The 20,380-nt window shown below is 41.9% G+C and carries 13 protein-coding genes and 1 pseudogene; 5 read left to right on the top strand and 9 right to left on the bottom strand.

All coding sequences use genetic code 11. The annotated features are described in order from the left end of the window. Nucleotides 1-269 precede the first annotated feature (269 nt). A complete protein-coding gene (locus B5Y67_RS16785) occupies nt 270-2,201 on the bottom strand; it encodes a sigma 54-interacting transcriptional regulator (RefSeq protein ID WP_088227581.1) in 1,932 nt (643 codons plus the stop codon). Nucleotides 2,202-2,505: 304 nt separating this feature from the next. After that, nucleotides 2,506-3,660: a VanW family protein gene (locus tag B5Y67_RS16790; protein WP_088227582.1), complete on the bottom strand. Its 1,155-nt coding sequence runs from the start codon at nt 3,658-3,660 to the stop codon at nt 2,506-2,508. A 279-nt stretch (nt 3,661-3,939) separates the two neighbouring features. Between B5Y67_RS16790 and B5Y67_RS16795 the strand changes: the two genes are divergently transcribed. From B5Y67_RS16795 to B5Y67_RS16810, 4 genes are all read left to right on the top strand, one after another. Further along, nucleotides 3,940-4,887: a hypothetical protein gene (locus B5Y67_RS16795; protein WP_088227583.1), complete on the top strand. Its 948-nt coding sequence runs from the start codon at nt 3,940-3,942 to the stop codon at nt 4,885-4,887. A 240-nt stretch (nt 4,888-5,127) separates the two neighbouring features. Further along, nucleotides 5,128-5,751 (top strand): hypothetical protein, encoded by a 624-nt coding sequence (locus tag B5Y67_RS16800; RefSeq protein ID WP_088227584.1) that lies wholly within the window; start codon nt 5,128-5,130, stop codon nt 5,749-5,751. Between the two features lie 187 nt (nt 5,752-5,938). Next, nucleotides 5,939-6,631: a response regulator transcription factor gene (locus tag B5Y67_RS16805; RefSeq protein WP_088227585.1), complete on the top strand. Its 693-nt coding sequence runs from the start codon at nt 5,939-5,941 to the stop codon at nt 6,629-6,631. Between the two features lies 1 nt (nt 6,632). Then, the gene (locus tag B5Y67_RS16810) at nt 6,633-8,015 is read left to right on the top strand and encodes a HAMP domain-containing sensor histidine kinase (RefSeq protein ID WP_088227586.1); all 1,383 of its coding nucleotides are present in this window, start codon (nt 6,633-6,635) and stop codon (nt 8,013-8,015) included. A gap of 241 nt (nt 8,016-8,256) precedes the next feature. Here the strand turns inward: B5Y67_RS16810 and B5Y67_RS16815 are convergent, their stop codons facing one another. The 4 genes from B5Y67_RS16815 to B5Y67_RS16830 all read right to left on the bottom strand — a co-directional run bounded on the left by B5Y67_RS16815 (nt 8,257) and on the right by B5Y67_RS16830 (nt 13,928). Then, nucleotides 8,257-9,588, bottom strand: coding sequence for a DUF4179 domain-containing protein (locus B5Y67_RS16815; RefSeq protein WP_088227587.1), 1,332 nt, complete (start codon nt 9,586-9,588; stop codon nt 8,257-8,259). Next, complete coding sequence (locus tag B5Y67_RS16820) at nt 9,575-10,102, bottom strand: RNA polymerase sigma factor (protein WP_088227588.1); 528 nt, start codon at nt 10,100-10,102, stop codon at nt 9,575-9,577. The genes B5Y67_RS16815 and B5Y67_RS16820 overlap by 14 nt, the downstream gene beginning before the upstream one ends. Nucleotides 10,103-10,571: 469 nt before the next feature. Further along, complete coding sequence (locus tag B5Y67_RS16825; RefSeq protein ID WP_088227589.1) at nt 10,572-13,424, bottom strand: FAD-binding and (Fe-S)-binding domain-containing protein; 2,853 nt, start codon at nt 13,422-13,424, stop codon at nt 10,572-10,574. Between the two features lie 18 nt (nt 13,425-13,442). After that, nucleotides 13,443-13,928: a ferritin family protein gene (locus tag B5Y67_RS16830; protein ID WP_088227590.1), complete on the bottom strand. Its 486-nt coding sequence runs from the start codon at nt 13,926-13,928 to the stop codon at nt 13,443-13,445. Nucleotides 13,929-14,153: 225 nt separating this feature from the next. Here B5Y67_RS16830 and B5Y67_RS16835 point away from each other — a divergent pair. Then, nucleotides 14,154-14,441: pseudogene (locus B5Y67_RS16835) on the top strand (UbiD family decarboxylase domain-containing protein); the annotation flags it as partial. A 168-nt stretch (nt 14,442-14,609) separates the two neighbouring features. Here B5Y67_RS16835 and B5Y67_RS16840 read toward each other — a convergent pair. The 3 genes from B5Y67_RS16840 to B5Y67_RS16850 form a co-directional block, all read right to left on the bottom strand. Next, entirely contained in the window at nt 14,610-14,969 is a 360-nt protein-coding gene (locus B5Y67_RS16840; protein ID WP_088227591.1) for a DsrE family protein, read from the bottom strand. Nucleotides 14,970-15,282: 313 nt separating this feature from the next. Continuing rightward, the gene (metH, locus tag B5Y67_RS16845) at nt 15,283-18,921 is read right to left on the bottom strand and encodes a methionine synthase (protein WP_088227592.1); all 3,639 of its coding nucleotides are present in this window, start codon (nt 18,919-18,921) and stop codon (nt 15,283-15,285) included. A gap of 285 nt (nt 18,922-19,206) precedes the next feature. After that, the gene (locus B5Y67_RS16850; protein WP_088227593.1) at nt 19,207-20,115 is read right to left on the bottom strand and encodes a LysR family transcriptional regulator; all 909 of its coding nucleotides are present in this window, start codon (nt 20,113-20,115) and stop codon (nt 19,207-19,209) included. Nucleotides 20,116-20,380: the final 265 nt, after the last annotated feature.

The following is a 20,380-nucleotide window of genomic DNA, read 5'->3' on the forward strand; positions in this document are numbered from 1 at the left end:
CAATATGAACGTTTGTACAAAAACTAGTCGGAATTTAGTAGAATAGCCTTTACTCTTCTAGGTAATCTCTTAATTCTTAAGCCTTTGCGACTATTATTTTTCAAGCTGCTAAATTGTGTATTATGAATACTTCAAGTTAAAAAAGCGAAACAACACAAAAGCGTTTCAGACATGAAACGCTTTTGAAACAACCGTGATTAAACTATGAAACATTTTGAAACAATACTACTCTTGCTCTTATCTTTCTAATTTACTGCAAATGGAGCCAATTATCCCTTAACTCCATGCAGTTTACGCCAAAGCGTTGTTCGGCTAATTCCCAACCGCCGAGCTGCCTCCGTTTTATTGCCTCTGCATTCTTGCAATGTTCTTCGAATCAAGTTTTGTTCGACATTTTCGAGTCCTTTTCGCATGGATTCTTCCCCAATATCTCTGTCGTCGAGCTTTGTCCCCCCGGAAAACGAATGGGCTTCAGCGCTTTGGCGTTCGATGAGTAAAGCATGAATAATATTTTCGACTGTAATTTCCTTCTCCCACCTTTGCATAACTAAACGTTCCATGGCATTGCGAAGTTCTCGTATATTTCCAGGCCACGAATAATCTAATAATAGTTTCTCGGCCTCAGAAGAGAATTTGCCGATCGGGCGATTCATTTTATGACAAAATAGTTCGAGAAAATGCTTGGCAATAAGAAGAATATCGTTTCCACGATCTGCAAGCTGCGGAATGATAATCGACAAAACATTTAACCGATAAAATAAGTCTTCACGGAAACTGCCTTCATCAACCATTTCTCGCAGGTTTCGATGGGTTGCCGTAATTAAACGGACATCGATCGGTAAAATACTGCTGTCTCCAAGGCGCATCACTTCACCCTCTTCAAGAACTCGTAAAAGTCTCGCTTGCAAGGAAGGGGCCATTTCTCCAACTTCATCTAAGAACAATGTGCCTCCATGGGCCATTTCAAAGACACCCGCTTTACCTCCTTTGCGCGCCCCGGTGAAAGCTCCCTCAACATAGCCAAAGAGCTCACTTTCTAATAAGTTCTCCGGCAAAGCTGCACAGTTAATTGCGACGAACGGTCCATTATGACGCGGACTGGCATTATGAATGGCCTGCGCAAACATCTCTTTGCCGGATCCCGTTTTGCCTAAGAGTAAAACCGTTGAATTCACTAACGCATATTCCTTAGCCAGCCCTACAACCTCTTTTAGGGGATTACTTTGTCCGAGAATATCTTCAAAACGATGCTTGGCCACATGCCCGCGTTCGGCCAAAGTACGCCTGATTTTATGTTCAAGACTTTGCAATCGGGCAACCGTTTGAAACGTTGTCACGACTCCCTCGACCTTCTCATCAACAATTATGGGGACACGATTGGCTACAACTTTCGAGCGTCCGATTTCAATAATTTGCCCCAAATCAGCTTTCCCGCCCATTAAAACCTCACGACAGCCTGCTTTGGGAATAACGTCTGTCACAAATCGCCCAATTGCTTTTTCAGCTGTCCAACCGGTAAGTTTTTCTAAAACAGGATTAAATACACTAATACAGCCTTGGTCATCAAGGGCAATGACACCATCATAAATAAAATCGAGAATTGCCTTAAGCTGTCCTGTTCGGCGCTGTTCCTGCTTTCTAACCTCTTGCACGCGAATTGCCTCGGCCAGAGCCCGACGCACAGCCTCTCGCCCTGAGCCGATCACAACGGATTTCATGCCGAACTCCTCTGCTTTTTTGGCCATTGCAATCTTACCGATGACAACCTCAACGTCGGCTTCCTTTAAGACTCTAATTCCCTGAAAAATATCTTGATCTTGATCAGTTAGAGTATATTTAACGAATTCTTCGCCGACGAGTTTCTCGAACTCGTGTACACTTTGAATAATCTCTTCTATATCAACGATACCAATCCGCTTGCCAAGTTTCTTGGCCTGCAGATAGGCTTTTAATATATCAAATCCTCCTATTAGGACCTCAACGACCGGTAAAGAGACTGCCGCTTTATGCATCATCCAGGCGGTGACACCGCGACTTATGATGACATGATATCCCTGGTTCTCTGCCTCCTGGGCAAGTTGAACGCCTTCTTCGACTCGAGCCACTTTAATATCTATCTTCGGAAAGTCATCCTCTTCTATTACTTCTCGAAATAAACGAGCCAGTTCTTCCATCGGCGAGATAACTAAAATTTCTGCCATTGCAGAATATCCTCCTTATTCCTTTGCTTAGAGACTGCTTTTTCAACGAAGAGGCAAAAAGCACAGGCAAAACAAACTGCCCTGTGCTCAAAATCCCTAAGCAATTTTGCAAAATACTATTTTTTTCGCTCTCTCCTTCTGATTTTAGCAGAAAGAAAGAGCTGACAAAAGGTTATAACTCTCCGAATTTTATTACCGTATGAACATATATAAAGCAGTTAATTTCATTTTCGTCAGTCAAGGAAAAAGCCCGTACCATTTGCCCCATTAGAGGGCTAAACCAGTTCGGAAATAATAGCTTAGCTTATTGTTTCTTCTTGGCTTTTCCATATAGCTTAAAGGATAGAGAATGACCATTTATATCACTTCGAATAAGAATGAAATCCCCCGAGTCATTTCTGAACTTGAAATCCAGATCAGGGTATGCAACCGTTGCATCCTGCCCTGGAGGAACATAAGTAACAGGCAGGCTATGACGCGAACGCTCAACTACAGTTACGGATGAGGCTGCTAAATGAACGGCATTGTATAACGTGCTGGAGACTTGACAGACTCCGCCGCCTAAACCCGGCACGAAGGAATTCCCTTCAATAATCATTGCTTCTTGATACCCAGCTTTAACAGTTCTAGGTCCTACAGTTTGGTTAAACGAAAACGTCTCTCCCGGTTTCAGAACCAAACCATCAATAGCTTTGGCTGCTAGCTTGAGATTAATTGTTCGTTCTTTTTGATTTAAATCGAAGATGGTTGAGTATTCACTAATAAGACCGTAGCTTTTTACTTTCTCCAGGTCCTTTTGGGTTATACCTGGCTTTATGCTTTTAAATGGGATAGGGATTTGTGCTATATCTTCGAAAGGAACCCTTTTTATGCTTGTTATTAGGCTCTCGACATCAACTTGTTTCTCAGCCTTTTCGGCGACTATCTGCATTGAGTTATCAGGATTAAAGATAAAGTGCGCATTCTCTGCGGGACTGTTCAAACTCGAGAGATGTTGAGTTAGGATGCCCGACAGAGTTTGATTATTCCATTTATAGTCTGGTGTAAAAGCTATACCCCAACTTGCTCTTAATTTGGCTGCAGCTTTATTAAAGATATTCCCTTCTCGTCCGATGAGATAGGCCTGCTGCAGTGGCTCTTCATAGGAATATGTGAAACCAAGTTCTTTCATCGTCAATGAAAAGGTTTTCTCGCCGGCTGTGAGCTGAAGAGGACGTTCGTATAGTTTCGTTCTCTGTTGTTCCAACTTGAACTTGGCGTCTGCAAATGATAATTGTCCTAAGGGAATTTCTAAGGCAATACCCTTGGCAATCTGTCCCGTGTCCCTGGTATATAAAACGAGTGAAACACCTATCCCACCGATAATTACAACAGCAATAATGACAACAATTATGAGGGTGTATCGTTTGGTTGAAATCAGTGGTTTTGACTCATCTGCGGAGCCGGAATCTTTATCCACATTAAAATCTCCCTTCTCGCTTCGTAACGTTTAACTATATGCGGGAAGGAAGAAAAACTTCATAGATCTTCTGTTGGATAATGCTGGAGAAAACATACAGTCATTAAGTCTGAATTCATAATTCTTCCTTCGATACGTGAGGAAGAATTATGAGTTTTTAAGAAAAGGTTTAGAAATTCACAAGAAATTCACAACTCATTCACAGCAAAATCGTATTGAATTCCTATACTTAAACCATAAAATCGCAGATCAACCTTTTAAACACAGGAGGAACTAAGAATGAAAAAAACAAAATGGATTGTAGGTCTCTCAATCGCAGGCTTAATAGCTTTTTCGGGTTCGGTGTATGCTGCTATGAACTCTAAATCCGTAATAGCTCATTCCTTTGGGAACAACAGCAACTATTTACTTACTGCTTATAAAAATTCAGCGATGCAAACAGCCGCTGATACTTCATCGTCTGTAAATCAACCTGTAAATCCCCCCCAATTTTCAGCAGATAGCAATTCAAACACCAGCCCGGGATCTTACGGATTTCCTGGCGGGTATGGTATGATGGGCGGTTACGGCTTCAATGACAGCCCTGGTGGTTACGGCATGATGGGCGGCTACTACAGCAATAGTTCCGGGAACAACGGCTCCGGGAACAATAACTCCAGCAATGGCCTGGCAGGTTCCTATTGCGGTGGCTATGGATTCATGAATGGTTACGGAAATGGAAATGGAAATGGTAATGGAAACGGGAACACATATAGTCAATCTTTAAAGGATACGACTAGTGCGGCAAACGATATGGACTCTTCTTTGACCAATGCCACCGTCGACAAAAGTTCAAACACCATAACTTATACCGGGTCAGCAATAAAAATTGTTATGCTGGGCGGACCTGAGGAAGCGGACGGCAAATTTGTGATAGGCGGTTTAATAAATCCAACTCTAAAAATTCCTCAAGGCGCTAATGTAACTCTGGAAATTATCAATGAGGATAATGGCATGCCCCATGGAGTTGAGATAACAACCGCTGCTCCCCCTTATGCGTATATGCCGATGATGCAAGGGGCCACTTATCCCGGCAGCTTTATCCCACCAGTTCCGGAATCGGCAAATGGCCAGTATCCCTCTGCCCAGGTCTCATTCTCCGCGAGTCAAACCGGTGAGTTTTATTATATCTGCCAATACCCTGGGCATGCAGCCAAAGGAATGTTCGGCAAAATCATTATCGGCTAAGAGCAGTTAATTTTATTTCCAAGAAAGTGAACTCGTTCAGCTAAAGCTGAACTTCGGAGCTTCTGTGGGGGACTCTCCCCCACAGAAGCAAGGTTTGGGAACCACTCCCACATTTAGAAGTGGGAGTCTTACGATTCAATAAACACTAGAAATATTAAAACGGCTCCGGAGTCAAAAATCTCAGAGTCGCCTTTCTGTCTCGAACTACTTACAGAAGTCTTAGGGGGATGTAGACGTAACATGGAAAACAATCAAAAATCCCAAAAGTTTAAGGCCATCATGATTGCCAGTTTATTAATTTTCAGTCTCGCAGGAGCAGGGGCCTATGGGTATTTTAAAGGTTCTTCGAGCGGAAATTCTTCTGCCGCTTCATCTGCCTCTTCGGCAAACAGTGACTATACAAGCTTAAAAGGCCGAGTCAATCAGCTGACGCAACAAGTTCGATCAAACCCCAATGAGATTCAACTTCAACAAGATTTAGGCAACGCCTATTATGACTTGGGAACTGCTGCTCGAACGGCTGCTCCTAATGAAGCCAAAAATGATTTTGTGCAAGCAACTAAATACTACCAAAACGTTCTCCAGAGCAAACAAGATATTAATGTTTTAACCGATATGGCTACTGCAGCCTTCTATAGCGGACAAAATGAATTAGCGGATATGAGCTATCAAAAAGCAATCCATGAGAATCCCGATTTCCAGCAGGCCTTATTTAATTACGGAGTTTTCACATATCAAATCAAGAAAAATTATGCCGCGGCAATACAGTTATGGCAAACAGCCCTGGCTAAAGATCCCAACGGACCCAATGTCGATGAAATTAAGAAGTTAATCGCCGAAGCAAAAAAAGGACAAATTTCTTAATTGAGGTTTTTGAAAATTTATTGCCTTTATAGAAGATTAGAGTCTTCAAAAATTAAGGAGCGCACCCGTTTAAGACGAGTGCGTTCCTTATTAGGAAACTAACCAAGTCTTTAATTACTTGAGATTGTCTAAAAATGTTGTTTCCTTGTATAATAGCTATAGCCCTTTGGAATGGAGGAACTAATTTATGAGAATATTGCTTGTCGATGATGAAAAGAAAATCACTTCAGTGCTAAAAGCCTACCTTCAACAAGAAGGCTTTCAAGTGAATACTGCCCTCAATGGTCTAATTGCCCTGGCTATGTTTAATGAAAACTCTTATGATCTTGTTATCCTGGACTTAATGCTCCCCGGTATGTCAGGAACAGAAATATGCCAAGAAATTCGAAAAACCTCCTCAGTACCGATAATTATGCTCACAGCTAAAGTGGAAGAAGAAGACCGTATTCAAGGTTTAAGTATCGGTGCCGATGATTACATTACCAAGCCCTTCAGCCCTCGTGAAGTCGTTGCCCGTGTAAGGGCAGTCCTTCGGCGGTCAAATAACGAGACCTCTCCTCTTGCGGATGTCATTACTTACGACAATGGTCTCACCATCGATAACATTCAGCATGAAATTCGACTTCAAGATCAGGAAGTCTTTCTAACTCCTACTGAATTTAAAATTCTGGGTGCGCTGGCCAAACATCCCGGACGAGTTTATTCTCGAGGCCAATTGGTGGAAATCGTTCAGGGCCACGACTTCGAAGGAGATGACCGTGTTATAGACGCCCATATTAAAAAAATTCGCCAAAAAATCGAAATAACACCAAGCGATCCTCAAATTATTATGACGGTTTACGGAGTTGGCTATAAATTCAACCCCAACGCCGGAGGATAAGATGAGAAAAAAATTATTTCTGTCCACCCTTATCATTACCCTTATCACCCTAACCTTTAGCATACTTGCTGTTGATCTTGTTTTTCACCAGCAATTCAGTAATTACTTAACGAAAACCAACGAAACATTAATAGAACAATTACCCTCACTTCTTAGCGCCGCCTATCAGAGCAAGGGGACTTGGGATCCTGCTTCACTCCAAGAAATCAGCCAATCACTCCCAGCAGGGACAATTGTTACCTTAACTGATTCCGGTGGCAAACAAATTACTACGTTAAGCAACATGATGGGCGGTATGATGAATAGTCAGGGCGGAATGAGTATGGGGATGTCGATGTACTCTACTCCAGCCACAAGTTGGAAAACGAAAACTTTGACCGTTTCCGGACCTCAAGGGATTCTGGCTACGGCCTCTGTCCGCTACCCCTCATCGGCAGCGATTCTCAATCCCCAGGACGTCCAATTTCAGTCCTCAGTCTTTTACTCTCTACTGTTAGCCGGAAGTTTGGCCTTACTATTTGGAATTATACTCAGTTATTTTACCAGTCGTCATCTCGTTAAACCGCTGAAACGATTAACTCAAGCTGCTGATCACATCGGCAAAGGCCACTTAGATGAACGAGTAGATATTATGACCAACGATGAGGTCGGACAATTAGCCGTGGCATTTAACGTGATGGTAGACAATTTAAAACGCCAGGAAACTCTCCGCAAACAGTTTACGGCAGATATTGCCCATGAACTGCGTACTCCCCTAACATCCATCAAAAGCTACATTGAAGCATTTCAAGATAACGTTCTGCCGGCAGATGAAGAAAACCTTTCCTCTATCCATGAGGAAATTGATCGCCTTGTTGATCTATCAAGTGATTTAAAAGACTTAAATGTGGCCGAAATGGGGGCTTTGACTCCTATCTTCGAATCAATCGACTTAAAGCATCTCCTGGAAAAAGTTATTCATAGTCTCAATCCCTTAATTCAAGAAAAACAATTAACTTTCAATTGGAATCCTCCCGCCGAATCGATAATTACGACGGGTGACGGTCGACTCTTAACAAGATTGTTTTATAATCTAATACACAATGCTTATCGATATTCGAATGTTGGCGGTAAAGTAACTGTCACTTTGAAACCAGAACCCAATTTTTCAACAGTCAGTATCAAAAACACGGGCAGCGGCATTCCGAAAGAGGAACTTCCTTTTATCTTTGAGCGCTTTTACCGTACCGACAAATCCCGCGCCCGCGAAACTGGAGGAACGGGTATTGGTCTCGCACTAGTACGACAAATCACTGCCCTTCATCAAGGAACGATCCATGTTCAAAGCGAAGTTGGCGAGGAGACGGTATTTAGTGTCCAGCTTCCAAGAAAAATCCAACAATGACTCGACTATTCTTAACCACTTTCTATCTATTCTTCTTATATTCAAAATGCCATCGTCAAGTAACTTCCCTTTCTTGGATGAAAATAGATTAAACTACAAGGAACTGTTTTGGCCTCGAGCCAGAACAGTTCCTTGTAAGTCTTTAAGCATTACTTCCATTTATCTATATCAATAGATCCTTTATTTCTCAACTGACTCACTTTAAATCACTTGAAATTAGTGGTATTCGTTGTACCATAATCTACTTTAACGGAATATTAAGAACCTCATTATAGATCTTGACATAAGTCATACGCTGGACGTCGAACTCAAGGTTTTGACCTGTTCCCTGAAAATGAAGAGTTCGCGTATGAATAACCTTACCTGATTTTCCCTCCACAATTTTGTCATAACTATCATTCTGAGTATCGTTCAGACTCACCTGCTTCCCATCTATTAAAAGGTAGACTTTTGTCAGCACCACGCCATCCTCACTGCTCAGGGTAATATAGGTATCCCCCCCGGAAGTAAAGACTTTCTTGATCTCGATGGTTTGCCCAAGAATGTTAAGGGCAGCATTATCCGAACCGGTCTTGAGGTTAAAACTCTTATTCACCTGGTGATCCGCCCCTAGGCTGACAAGCTTAATCTCCAGCTTCTGAAGATCTGTAGGCAGAGCATCATAATCTTCATTAAAGATAATTCCCTGAAGGTTTGTGCTCATTCCTCCCCCTTGTTTGGCGACCTCCTTGCCGTTCGCATAGAGTCTTAAATCAACAGAACCCGGAGAGAAATACCCCAGACGCTCTTCCCCGCTTAATTTCGCTTCGGCAAGCTCCAGAATATTCATCACTGACCCATCAATAACAGTTTTCGTGGGTGAGGCGAGAAGGGAATTTATATGAATCTTACTCGCATCCACGTCAAAGGTTTGATTAATATCCTTCTTCAGGGTATAACCCATAGCTGTGTTCCGATTGAGAGTAAACGAAATACTGCCCTTATCCATCGTCCCCTTCGCCATCATAGTTACCGTTAACGTCAGGTTCTTTTCGAAAAAAAACTTTGGAGGGTCAAAACTTGTTACGGATTTGATTTCTGTCTTATCCGCACTGATTTGTCCGGTACCGTTATTCTCCTTGTACTCTCCAAACAAACCTTTGATGCTCATCATCGGTATCATATCCCCTTGATCAATCTTTCCTGCCGGATCTTTCAGGGTGCTGAAGAGCAGAAGCTGATTGCTGTCCAGCATTACACCGTCCAGAGTCAGGGTAAAACCGTTCTTAAAGGTATAACTTTTACCAATGAGTTGTCCCTTCCCTAATTCATTCAGTTGTTTCAAAGTCCCGTTCATAATTTGGTCATAACCCAGCAGTTGCTTGCCGTAATACGCCAGAGCATCATAATTATAGGCGCTCAGGGAAAAGACAACGAGAACCACAGCAATACTCAGCTTCCATCTTTGCAGCGGCCGCCGCTGAACCCTTCGGTCAGCCAGGGCACTTCGCAGCCTTGTTTCCAATTCAGCTGGCACAGACAAGCGCTCAACATCTGCTTTTCCTTCTTCAAAAAGATCCTCAAAGTTGTTCAACCCACTCACCTCCGATACTTTGCTGTAAGCGTCTAAGTCCGGTGTGAATCCGTGATTTCACCGTTCCCAAAGGAATATCCAAAATCTGGGCAATAGATTCATAATCCAAGTCCAAATAAAAGCGTAATTTAAGTACCTCCCGCTGCCCTTCGCTTAATTTAGCCCAATGCTCCTTGAGTGCAATTCGTTCCTCCTTTTCGGAAAACACATCGTGATAACTGCCTTCCGGAACCTTTTCCATGGCAATAACCTTTTTCTGCTTACGCAACATTTTGTGGCAGCAGTTAACCAAAATGGTCTTGCTCCAACTGTAAAAAGAGGTTTCGTTTTTTAGTCGCCTGATGTTCTCAAACAAAAGCACAATCATATCTTCCATTGCGTCCAGCGCATCCTCTTTGTTCCCCATATAAACATAGGCCAGCCTGTAATATTCTTCTTTTTTCGCCATTACCAATTGGACCAAAGCCTCTTGATCTCCTGCTTTTGCCCGTTTCAGCTGTTCCTCAAGATCCACCTTGTCACCTCACTCCGGTCTGTTCTGAAAGTAAGAGTATTAAGGACGGTAAAAAGTTCATTAAAGCCACCGGAAATTAACATAGATAAAGAGACAATTTTTACGAAATATCTTTTTATCCAGTTTTTAGGACCCCAACTTCTATAAGTGGGGGTGGGTCCTTCGTTAACTTCAGGTGGGGTAGAGTCCTCCTTAGCCGCTAAGTATTCCTATTGGGAAAGGCGGCTCGGCAATAATGTCCACTGGACATTATTGTATCTGAAGCCCCGATGTTCAGCTTTAGCTGAACGAGTTCACTCACTGGAAGGAGTTTTGGCTTACTTGTATACATTTTAGATTATGTTAATTAATATCGTCCTTCATGACGAGGCGGTTTTATGTAAAAATGATTAGGATCAAGGCCACAAGCCACTAAAAGAAAACAAGGACGCAGCAAACTATGTTCCTGCATCCTTGTGAATGTTTTGATTTAGCGTGGAGTTGAACACTTATCTACCAGATAAACAATTGATTGATAGCTGATACCACTATGATAGGAGAGCCCGATTTCACAGGTTCTGCTATTGGAATATCCAGCCTGGCAGTTTTCGGGGAGAGAATCTTTCAAAGCTGCTAAGGCCGAACGATTTAGTTCCGGAAACGTGAAGCCGCGATCTCCGGCAAACCCACAGCAATGGACATCTTGGGGTATGATAACATTTTCAGCACAGGCATGGGCTACAGTATAAAACTTCTCTTTCAGATTCATCTTCACCGAACTGCAGGTGACATGAATAGCAATTGTTTCTTTTCGCTGATTGAAAGTTAAACGATCAAGCAAAAAATCGTGAATAAACTCAACGGGTTCATAAAGTTTTAACGAGTGCATCACTCGCTTCATTCGATATAAGCAAGGGCTTGTATCACACAGAATAGGATATTTGCCCCCTTCACTTGCTGCAAATAACGCCTTCTCTAGCTCAGAGCTTTTCTGATCAGCGGTCTCGAAAAACCCCTTGCTTTCCCAAGGCATACCGCAGCAAAGTTTGTCCATAGCGGGAGGATAAATCACTTCATAACCGGCTTTGTCCAAAACAGAGAGCATTACCTCACTCAAGCTCCTCTGATCAAGATCGTTTTTGGCTGCTCCCATGGAACGGCTGATACAGCTGGGGAAATAGACAACTTTCCTCCCATCTTTTCCACTGGTATGCTTGAGGGAAGAAACTCTGCCAGCTTTGGGCATCCACGGGTTCCAGAGAGGAATCACGTTCCCGGAAATCTTTCTCGCCCCTTGGGTTAAGCCCTCCATCACCTTGGTGCCTAAAATTCGGTGAACTCCATGGACAGTACCCAGCCCCAAACGCATGACTCCCGTTACTCCAGTCATATGATTAGCTAAACTTTCCGCAATTCTGCGGCTGTTCGGTGTTGTCTCTTGAGAACGCAAAAATTTAATGTAGTCCCCTGTATTGATTCCTAAAGGGCAGCTCGTTGCACACAAGCCATCTACAGCACAAGTTTTATTGCCGGGATATGCGAAGTCTTTTTCCAGACGAGATAAGCGTTGGGGATCGTCTCCCGTTCGGCGTAATTCCTGAATTTCTCGCTGCACAACAATCCGCTGTCTCGGGGTTAAGGTTAAATTCTTAGAAGTACAAATATCCTGACAAAAGCCGCAGTTGGTACATGTATCAATAATCTTATGGGCTTGGGGCATATTTTTAAGATTTTCCAAATAGACGTTAGGATTATCATTAATAATAACACCTGGATTAAGGAGGTTTTCCGGGTCGAAGGTCGCTTTAAGCAGTTTCATAAACTCATAAGCTCTTTTCCCCCATTCCACCTCCACAAAAGGAGCCATGTTTCGGCCAGTCCCATGCTCAGCTTTCAAGGATCCGCCGAAACGATCGACAACCAAATCACTGACTTCTCTCATCAGTCCTTCGTAACGTGGTAGATCCTCTGGACGACCGAAATCCTGGGTAAATACAAAATGCAGGTTCCCATCAAGAGCATGCCCGTATATGATGGCATCCTCATAAGCATACTTGTTCAAAATCTCCCGCAAGGCTAAAGTCGCTTCGGCAAGATTTTCTTTAGGGAAGGCAACATCTTCTATGACTACCCCCGTCCCCAAAGCTCTTATAGCGCCGACAGCCGGGAAAATTCCTTTGCGAATATTCCATAGGTTCTCATACTCAGCCTTGACATCAGTGAAACCCAATGGCAAAACCGTCGGAATTTCTCTAAGCAGATCTTCCACGTTTTCAATAGTTTGCTGCAGTGATTCTTGATCAGTGCCCCGAACTTCAACAAGCAGAGCCGTGGCTGTTGGAGAAAGAGTCTTTAGGTACTCGGGCATACCCGGCTTGTCTTCCATTGTTTTTAAAGAAATCCGATCCATTAGTTCGGCGGCAGATACTATTTGTCTGTCCAATTTTTGAACAGCCAAACAGGCTTGTTCCATATTGGGATAGATGATTAAAGCTGACGCTTTATGACTATGCTCAACGACTGTATGATAAGTAATCTCGGCTATAAAACCTAACGTTCCTTCGGAACCAACCATGAGATGTTTGATAATGTCAATGGGGTCCTCAAAATCCACAAAAGCATTGAGACTATATCCTGTTGTATTCTTAATTTTGTACTTGTGGCGAATTAAAGCTTCAAGTTCAGGGTCAGACATGATTTTATCCTTTATTTCGAGGATGTTGTTAACCCACTTCGAATGAGAATCCAGAAAACTTAAGCAAGATTTCTGATCCCCGGTATCCAACATGGTTCCATCACCGAAGATTATTTTCATCTCCGCAACAGTTTGATAACTGTTGTCTGCCGTTCCGCAGCACATGCCGCTGGCATTGTTGGCGGCAATTCCGCCAATCATCGCATGATCAATTGATGCAGGATCAGGTCCGATTTTTCGGGCATATTGGGCTAAATAGCGATTTGCTTCAGCTCCAATAATCCCTGGCTCCAAGGCTATCTTGTCACCTTTATCCAAGATGGAGCAGCCCCTCCAAGACCCTTGCAATACTACAAGGACAGAATCCGTCACAGCTTGTCCCGAGAGGCTGGTGCCTGCTGTTCGAAAGGTAACAGGCACTTTATATTCTTGGGAAGCATTCAATATGTGTTTGACCTCCGCCACATCACGCACTTTGAGAACAATTTTGGGAATTAAACGATAAAAGCTGGCATCAATCCCATAAGCCAATGTGTGCAAAGGGTCGCAAAAGCGACGATCGTCGGGTATATATTGGGCTATTCGTCCCCAAAAACCTTGGTAAGGTTTTGCTAAGTTGGCTGCATCAACTTTCTGATCTTCGTTCATGGAATCGCCCCGCCCTCTCTACTTGATTAAAAACAAGGCATTGATTTTTTTGATGTGTTCTTTTTCTTCGTTTACCAGGTCTTTTACTGTATCCTTGCCCGCATTATTAACAAAGTTTTCAAACTCTTGGAAGATCATAATAGAATCTTTTTCGAAACTCTGAGCGAAGTGCAAAATGTCCAGATCGGTTTTTATTCCTTTAACCAGATCTTCAACATTATTCAAGTTAAAAATATGGTTATTTACAATTGACTTTAAATAGTCTCCATATTCCCCGGCATAACTTTCATTGGGCATAAATTCTTTAGAAAGCCTTTCGCCTAATTTCTCAAAGTCTTTCAAATGTTTTTCTTCTTCCTTCGCCAGATAGACTAAGACCTCTTTGACTTGAAGATCTTGGGCATAGGAGAGGGCTTTTTCATAAAACTCCTTTCCCGATTTTTCCATCTCAAGCGCCAGCTTAATAATTTCCTCACCTGTAAAGTTAACAATACTCCAAGACATCCATTATCCACCCTTTCTCTTCCTAATAGATTTAGTAGTGCAAGATATGTAAGAAACAATTATAATGGTTTTCTTTTATTTTATAATTATTATAAATATAAGTCAATAATGTCTTTGACAGAATTTTAATATTAATTTCTATTTAATTTTTGATTCAATCGGAGGCTTTCCCTGTGAAAGTAACCTGAGGCAACAACTTGCCTTACATAGACATACCGTGTTCCCGCTCAGGCCGAGATTGTCCTCGAAGGCCGAATGTTGCCCCATGTTCGTCATATGGAAGGACCCTTCGGCGAATTCCCCAAAACCTATACTCCCTCATATCCTAAACCCATGATTGAACTTACAACTATGACAACACGCAATAATCCGATCTACCACACCATTGTCCCCGCCAGTAACGAACATTTTTTAATCGAAGGAATTCCCCGCGAGGGCGGCTTATTCGAAACAATGAGCAAGACCGTCACTTGCGTCAGGCATGTTCGTTTCACTCCACGAACGTTTGGCTAAAATGCATATTCCTGGCGAAGAAAAAATTGTGCTCAATAATTATCTGAGTAACTAAAAACCATAATGGTTTTATACCTGAAAAAATCGCCCACTGTGATTGTTCTTCTTGTAGTTAACACAGTGGGCGACTTTTTTAATACCGTGAACTTGTTCAGCTAAAGCTGAACATCAGGGCTTTATATAACAATATCCTTCATTTTGTTTTACGACAAGTTCTATTACTCCGGCCGGAACGGTTTCTACGTAATCGTAAAGATTATCCTTTTTTAGATTATTGGCCATTAAAGCATTGCTGCAGGCAACAAATTTAACGCCCTGTTGATTCAAACTTTCCATGGTCTTCACATCATTATCGAAATCTAAAGCATGCTGATTTTTAGCATAATACTTTACTGCCTCGGCATTTGCCAAAACCTCAACAGAGTAATTATCCTCACCTGTTGCTTTTAATAAATTGCTTACATTCGTTAATAACAGTTTCCATTTCGTCATTTCGTCGATATGAATTATAACCTTATAGTTTTTCATTACATTATCTCCCTCTGGAATTTGTTGGATGACTCAATATTAACTCCTAGCTCCAAAAATCTATGTCTATTATATTGCATTTCTACAATTATCTACAATATTTTTGTGCTATTTTTGTAAAACAAATCAGCTGCTTAGTGAACTCTTTCAGCTAAAGCTGAACATCGGGCTTCAGAAGAGGATTCTACTCCACCTAAACTTAACGAAGGACACCCCCACTTATAGAAGTGGGGGGCTTAAAAACCGGATAAACTTAACCTATAAGCTGTCTTTACTAAAAGACTGTTCTAGCAAAGAAATCTAAATGTCTTTCTCAAATAATGGTACCTAACATATTCCCCAGCTCGTTAAGATTCTTTTGGGTACGTCCGGCGTAATCGTTAAGTTGATCCTTATCAATTCTATGAATATCAAAATAGTTGGCATGGTGCGAACCGAAGTACAAACCACAAACACTAGCCACAGGGTCCATCATATAATGGTCTGTTAAGCTAACACCCGTATTTTTTTCTCCCTCTAAAAGTTGAAACAGCTTGGTTTTTTCACTATGATCTCTAAGACAAGGATAGCCAAAAGCAGGCCTGATTCCTTGATAAGATCCTTTTAATAAGGTCTCAGGTTCTGACGTTTCATCAGGAGCGTATCCCCAATAATCCTTTCTGACATGATAGTGTAACAACTCAGCGAAGGCTTCGGCCAGCCTATCCGCAAGAAGTTTTACCATAATTGCTCCATAATCATTGCCTTGCTCTTTAAGTTTCCCGGCATACTCTTGGACTCCTATGCCCGCCGTGACAATAAAACCGCCTAAATAGTCGGTCTTGCCGGAATCTTTGGGGGCAATATAATCAGCTAAGCAGCGATAGACATTATCGTTGGCAACGGTTTGCTGCCTTAACATATTGAACGTTGTAACCTTTCCTTGATGATACAATTCAATATCATCGCCTTGAGAGTTAGCGGGAAAAATACCAAAAACCGCATTGGCCGTAAGTATCTCTTCCCTCTCTAATAGATCTAACATGTTGTTAGCATCAATAAAAAGCTTTTTGGCTTCATCACGATATTTGGGATCTTCCATAATCTTAGGATAAGCCATCCCCATATCCCAGGCTACAAAGAAATAAGACCAATCAATATATGCTCTTAATTCACTAAGAGGATAATTTTCCAACAATTTGGTGCCTATAAAGTTCGGCACCCTAATGGTTTCCTCATTCCAATTTATTTTTAATTTCTTTTCTCTGGCTTCAGCGAGAGACAGCATTTTTCGTCTTGCATTCTCGTAGTTTTCTCTTAACGTTTGGTATTCATTTTCTATCTCCTTTAAATAGCCCTTGACTGTATTCCTGTCAACAAGCCTTTTGGCAATTTCTACGGATTTCGAGGCGTCAACGCTATAAACGACACCTTTTGAATAGTTGGGGGCAATTTTTAAGGCCGTGTGAGTTTTAGAGGTTGTGGCGCCTCCAATCATCAAAGGAATTTTAAACTCTTGCCGTTCCATTTCCTCCGCCACATGACACATCTCTTCCAAGGAAGGTGTGATCAGTCCGCTAAGGGCGATAATATCAGCATTTTCTTTTTGAGCTGTCTGGAGAATTAGTTCACTGGAAGCCATAACCCCTAAATCAATGACTTCAAAATTGTTGCAAGCCAGGATCACTGAAACGATATTTTTACCGATGTCATGGACATCACCCTTGACCGTAGCCATCACGATTTTTCCGGCGCTGTTTTTTTCGCCTGTCTTCTTTTCAGCTTCTATATAGGGTAATAAACAGCTGACTGCCTTTTTCATAACTCGCGCACTCTTCACGACCTGCGGAAGGAACATTTTACCGTCTCCAAATAAGTTTCCGACCGTCTTCATGCCTTCCATCAACGGTCCTTCGATCACCTCTTCAGCTCGGGCATATTGCCTTCTGACTTCCTCAACATCTTCTTCAATAAATTCGGAGATACCCTTGACTAAAGCATGAATGAGCCGGTATTCGCAGTCTTGCTCTCTCCAGGTAAGATTATTCTCTGTTTGGTTTCTGTCCGTCGTCTTATATTTTTCCGCAAAAGACAAGAGTTTTTCCGCGGCATCAGGCGTCTTGTTTAAGACGACATCTTCGACTGCTTGGAGAAGCTCATGATCGATTTCATCGTAAATTTGAATCAGACCTGGATTGACAATTGCCATATCCAGACCGGCAGCAATAGCGTGATATAAAAACACAGAGTGCATAGCTTCTCTGATGGTATTATTTCCACGAAAGGAGAAGGATAAGTTACTTACCCCGCCGCTCACCTTGGCAGAGGGAAGATTATTTTTGATCCATTTTACGGTATTAATAAAATCAAGAGCATAATTATTGTGTTCTTCAATCCCTGTGGCTATGGCTAAAATATTCGGATCAAAAATAATATCTTCTGGGGGGAACTTCACCTTATTCACCAATACATTATAGGCTCTTTGACAAACGGCTTTTTTTCGTTCAAAAGTATCAGCTTGACCCTGCTCGTCAAAAGCCATCACGACTAGGCCTGCACCATGCTTTTTAATTAATGCTGCTTGCCGGATAAACTCCTCTTCTCCGCCTTTCAGGCTGATGGAATTAACGACAGCTTTTCCCTGAATGGCCTTTAAACCAGTTTCGATGACTTCAAATCTCGAGGAATCAATCATCACCGGAACTCTGGAAATCTCCGGTTCAGCGGCAAGAAGCTTGAGAAAACTATCCATTTCATGTTGAGCATCAAGAAGCCCGTCATCAAAGTTTATGTCAATGATTTGAGCTCCATTCTGCACCTGTTCTTTAGCGATTGATAATGCTTCATCATAGTTCTTCTCTCTGATTAAGCGGGCAAATTTCGCTGATCCGGAAACATTCGTTCTTTCCCCGATATTGACAAAATTGTTTTCTTCCTTAATGACTATGTCTTCTAAGCCGCAAAATATCGTCTCTTTTTTGATCAGAGGAATTCTTCTTGGTTTGATCCCCTTTACTGCTTCACTGATCGCTTTAATATGGGCAGGTGTGGAACCACAGCAGGCCCCAACAATATTCAAATGTCCTTCTTCTGCCAATTCCCTGACTAGAGCTGCTGTTTCTTCCGGACGTTCCTCATACTCCCCCAGTGAGTTAGGCAACCCGGCATTAGGGTGAAACGTTACATAACGATCTTGCGATTTTGACAGATATTTTAGGAAAGGAATAAGATCCCTGGCGCCAAAAGAACAGTTTAACCCTATACCAAAGATCCCCTCTCCCTTTAGAGTGTGAGCGAAGGCCTCAAGGGTTTGTCCTGATAAGATTCGGCCACTTTTATCAGCAATCGTTCCCGAAATAAATACGGGCAGAATGATACCTTTTTCCTCACAAACATTTCGAGCTGCAACAACTGCGGCTTTAGCATTTAAAGCATCAAAAATCGTTTCGATAATTATCATATCCACTCCGCCGTCGGCAAGCCCTGCGATCTGTTCTCGATAAGCGAATTCAAGTTCGTCGAAGCTTATATTTCTCAGCCCTGGGTTTTCAACATCCGGGGAAAGAGACGCTGTTCTATTGGTCGGTCCCACTGAGCCGGCAACAAAACGCGGTTTGCTCGGGTCAGTCTCAGTAAATAAATCGGCCTGGGCCCTTGCCAGCTTTGCCCCCTGAACATTAAGTTCATAGATCTTTTCCTCCATCCCATAGTCCATCTGAGATATTCTCGTGGCATTAAAGGTATTTGTCTCGATTATATCGGCGCCAGCTTCCAGATAGCTTCTATGAATTGCTTGAATGATCTCAGGATGAGTAAGATTTAAGAGATCATTATTCCCTTTTTGGTTTCTCTGACAAGAACACGTTCCTCTAAACTCCAGTTCATGTAAATTATATCCCTGAATGCAGGTTCCCATGGCTCCATCTAAAACAAGAATTCTATCTTTTAAATAAGTCTCGATATTGTATCTCATCAGTAGACCTCCTCGATCATTAAATCAATCTGCAGCTGAACGTTATAACTACGAAAGCTGCTTCACTCTAAATCAGACCAAGTCACAATAAGGAATGAGTGAACTCGTTCAGCTAAAGCTGAATAAATATACCCAATCTTGGAAGAAAGGTTTATCGTTTAGATTTACTATACCATTAAGCAATGGATATAAAGTAACTCTAAAAAACTATGGCTTGTTATAGTCTAAAGCTATAACAAGCCATTTCTTGCCCAAACTTGTAACAAAGGGTTTCTGTTCTTAGAATTAGCGATAATCTTGAATTACCTTCTCCAATTCCTGCACATAAGCTGTTGCCAGCTTGCTAAGTGTTACATTCTTATGCGAAATCCAGCCTACTGTTATTATCTCATCAATATTTAAGGGCACGGCGATAATGTTATTGCCGTTAAGGTCTGCACTTAAAACGCCGGTGGAAATGGTATAGCCGTTTAAACCAATTAAGAGATTAAAAAGTGTCGCCCTGTCACTCACGCGAATATTCTTTTTATGGGTTAACGTACTGAGAATTTCCTCAGAAAAATGAAAGGAATTATATTGTCCTTGTTCAAAAGATAGACATGGGTAAGGATCCAGATCGTCTAAGCTAACGTTTGCTTGCTTGGCCAGCGGATTTTTAGCACTGATAAAAACATGAGGCTGTGCTTGGAATAAAACAGTAAATTCCAGATTGCTTTCTTTCAAGAGCTTATTAATGACCTTGTTATTAAAGTCGTTAAGATAGAGGATACCGATCTCACTGCGGAGATTTTTTACATCGTCCAGAATTTCATAAGTTTTTGTTTCCCTTAAGGTAAACTCATAGTCTTCTAAAGCGTATTTTTGGATCAGATTTACAAAGGCATTAACCGAAAAAGCATAGTGCTGAGTTGAAACCGAAAAATGTTGTGGAGATGGCTTAGCATCCAGGTACCGATTTTCCAACAGTTCTATTTGTTCTATAACCTGCCGGGCGTAACCCAAAAATTCCGTTCCCTCGACAGATACATTAATTCCCTTGTTAGTCCGCTCGAAAATAGTGATCTTAAGCTCTTCTTCCAATTCTTTGATGGCCATGGAAAGACTGGGCTGAGATATAAACAATCGTTTGGCGGCTTCATTAATCGAGCCCCAGTTTGCAATTTCAATGGCATATTTGAGCTGTTGAAATGTCATCCTTTACCCGCCTATTCTTCGTTAAATTGCTTCGTGCTTTTAATGATACAGTATATCGAAATTCTGATAAGAATACTAGTTATTAATACAATTCCAGGAAAAGAAACCTAACATTGGTCCTTTCAATAACACTTGTTAGCCACTGTCTATAAGCGGCGGGTTAGTATAAACATTCAGGAACCTTTTGGGTCTGGGGAGTAGGATAAAATGTATCTTCGCAAGAAAAAAGTACCTTTCCTATAAATGGAAAGGTACAACGAAGGGC

The organism is Desulfosporosinus sp. FKB, from assembly GCF_002196705.1.
In the GTDB taxonomy this organism is placed as follows: Bacteria; Bacillota; Desulfitobacteriia; order Desulfitobacteriales; family Desulfitobacteriaceae; genus Desulfosporosinus.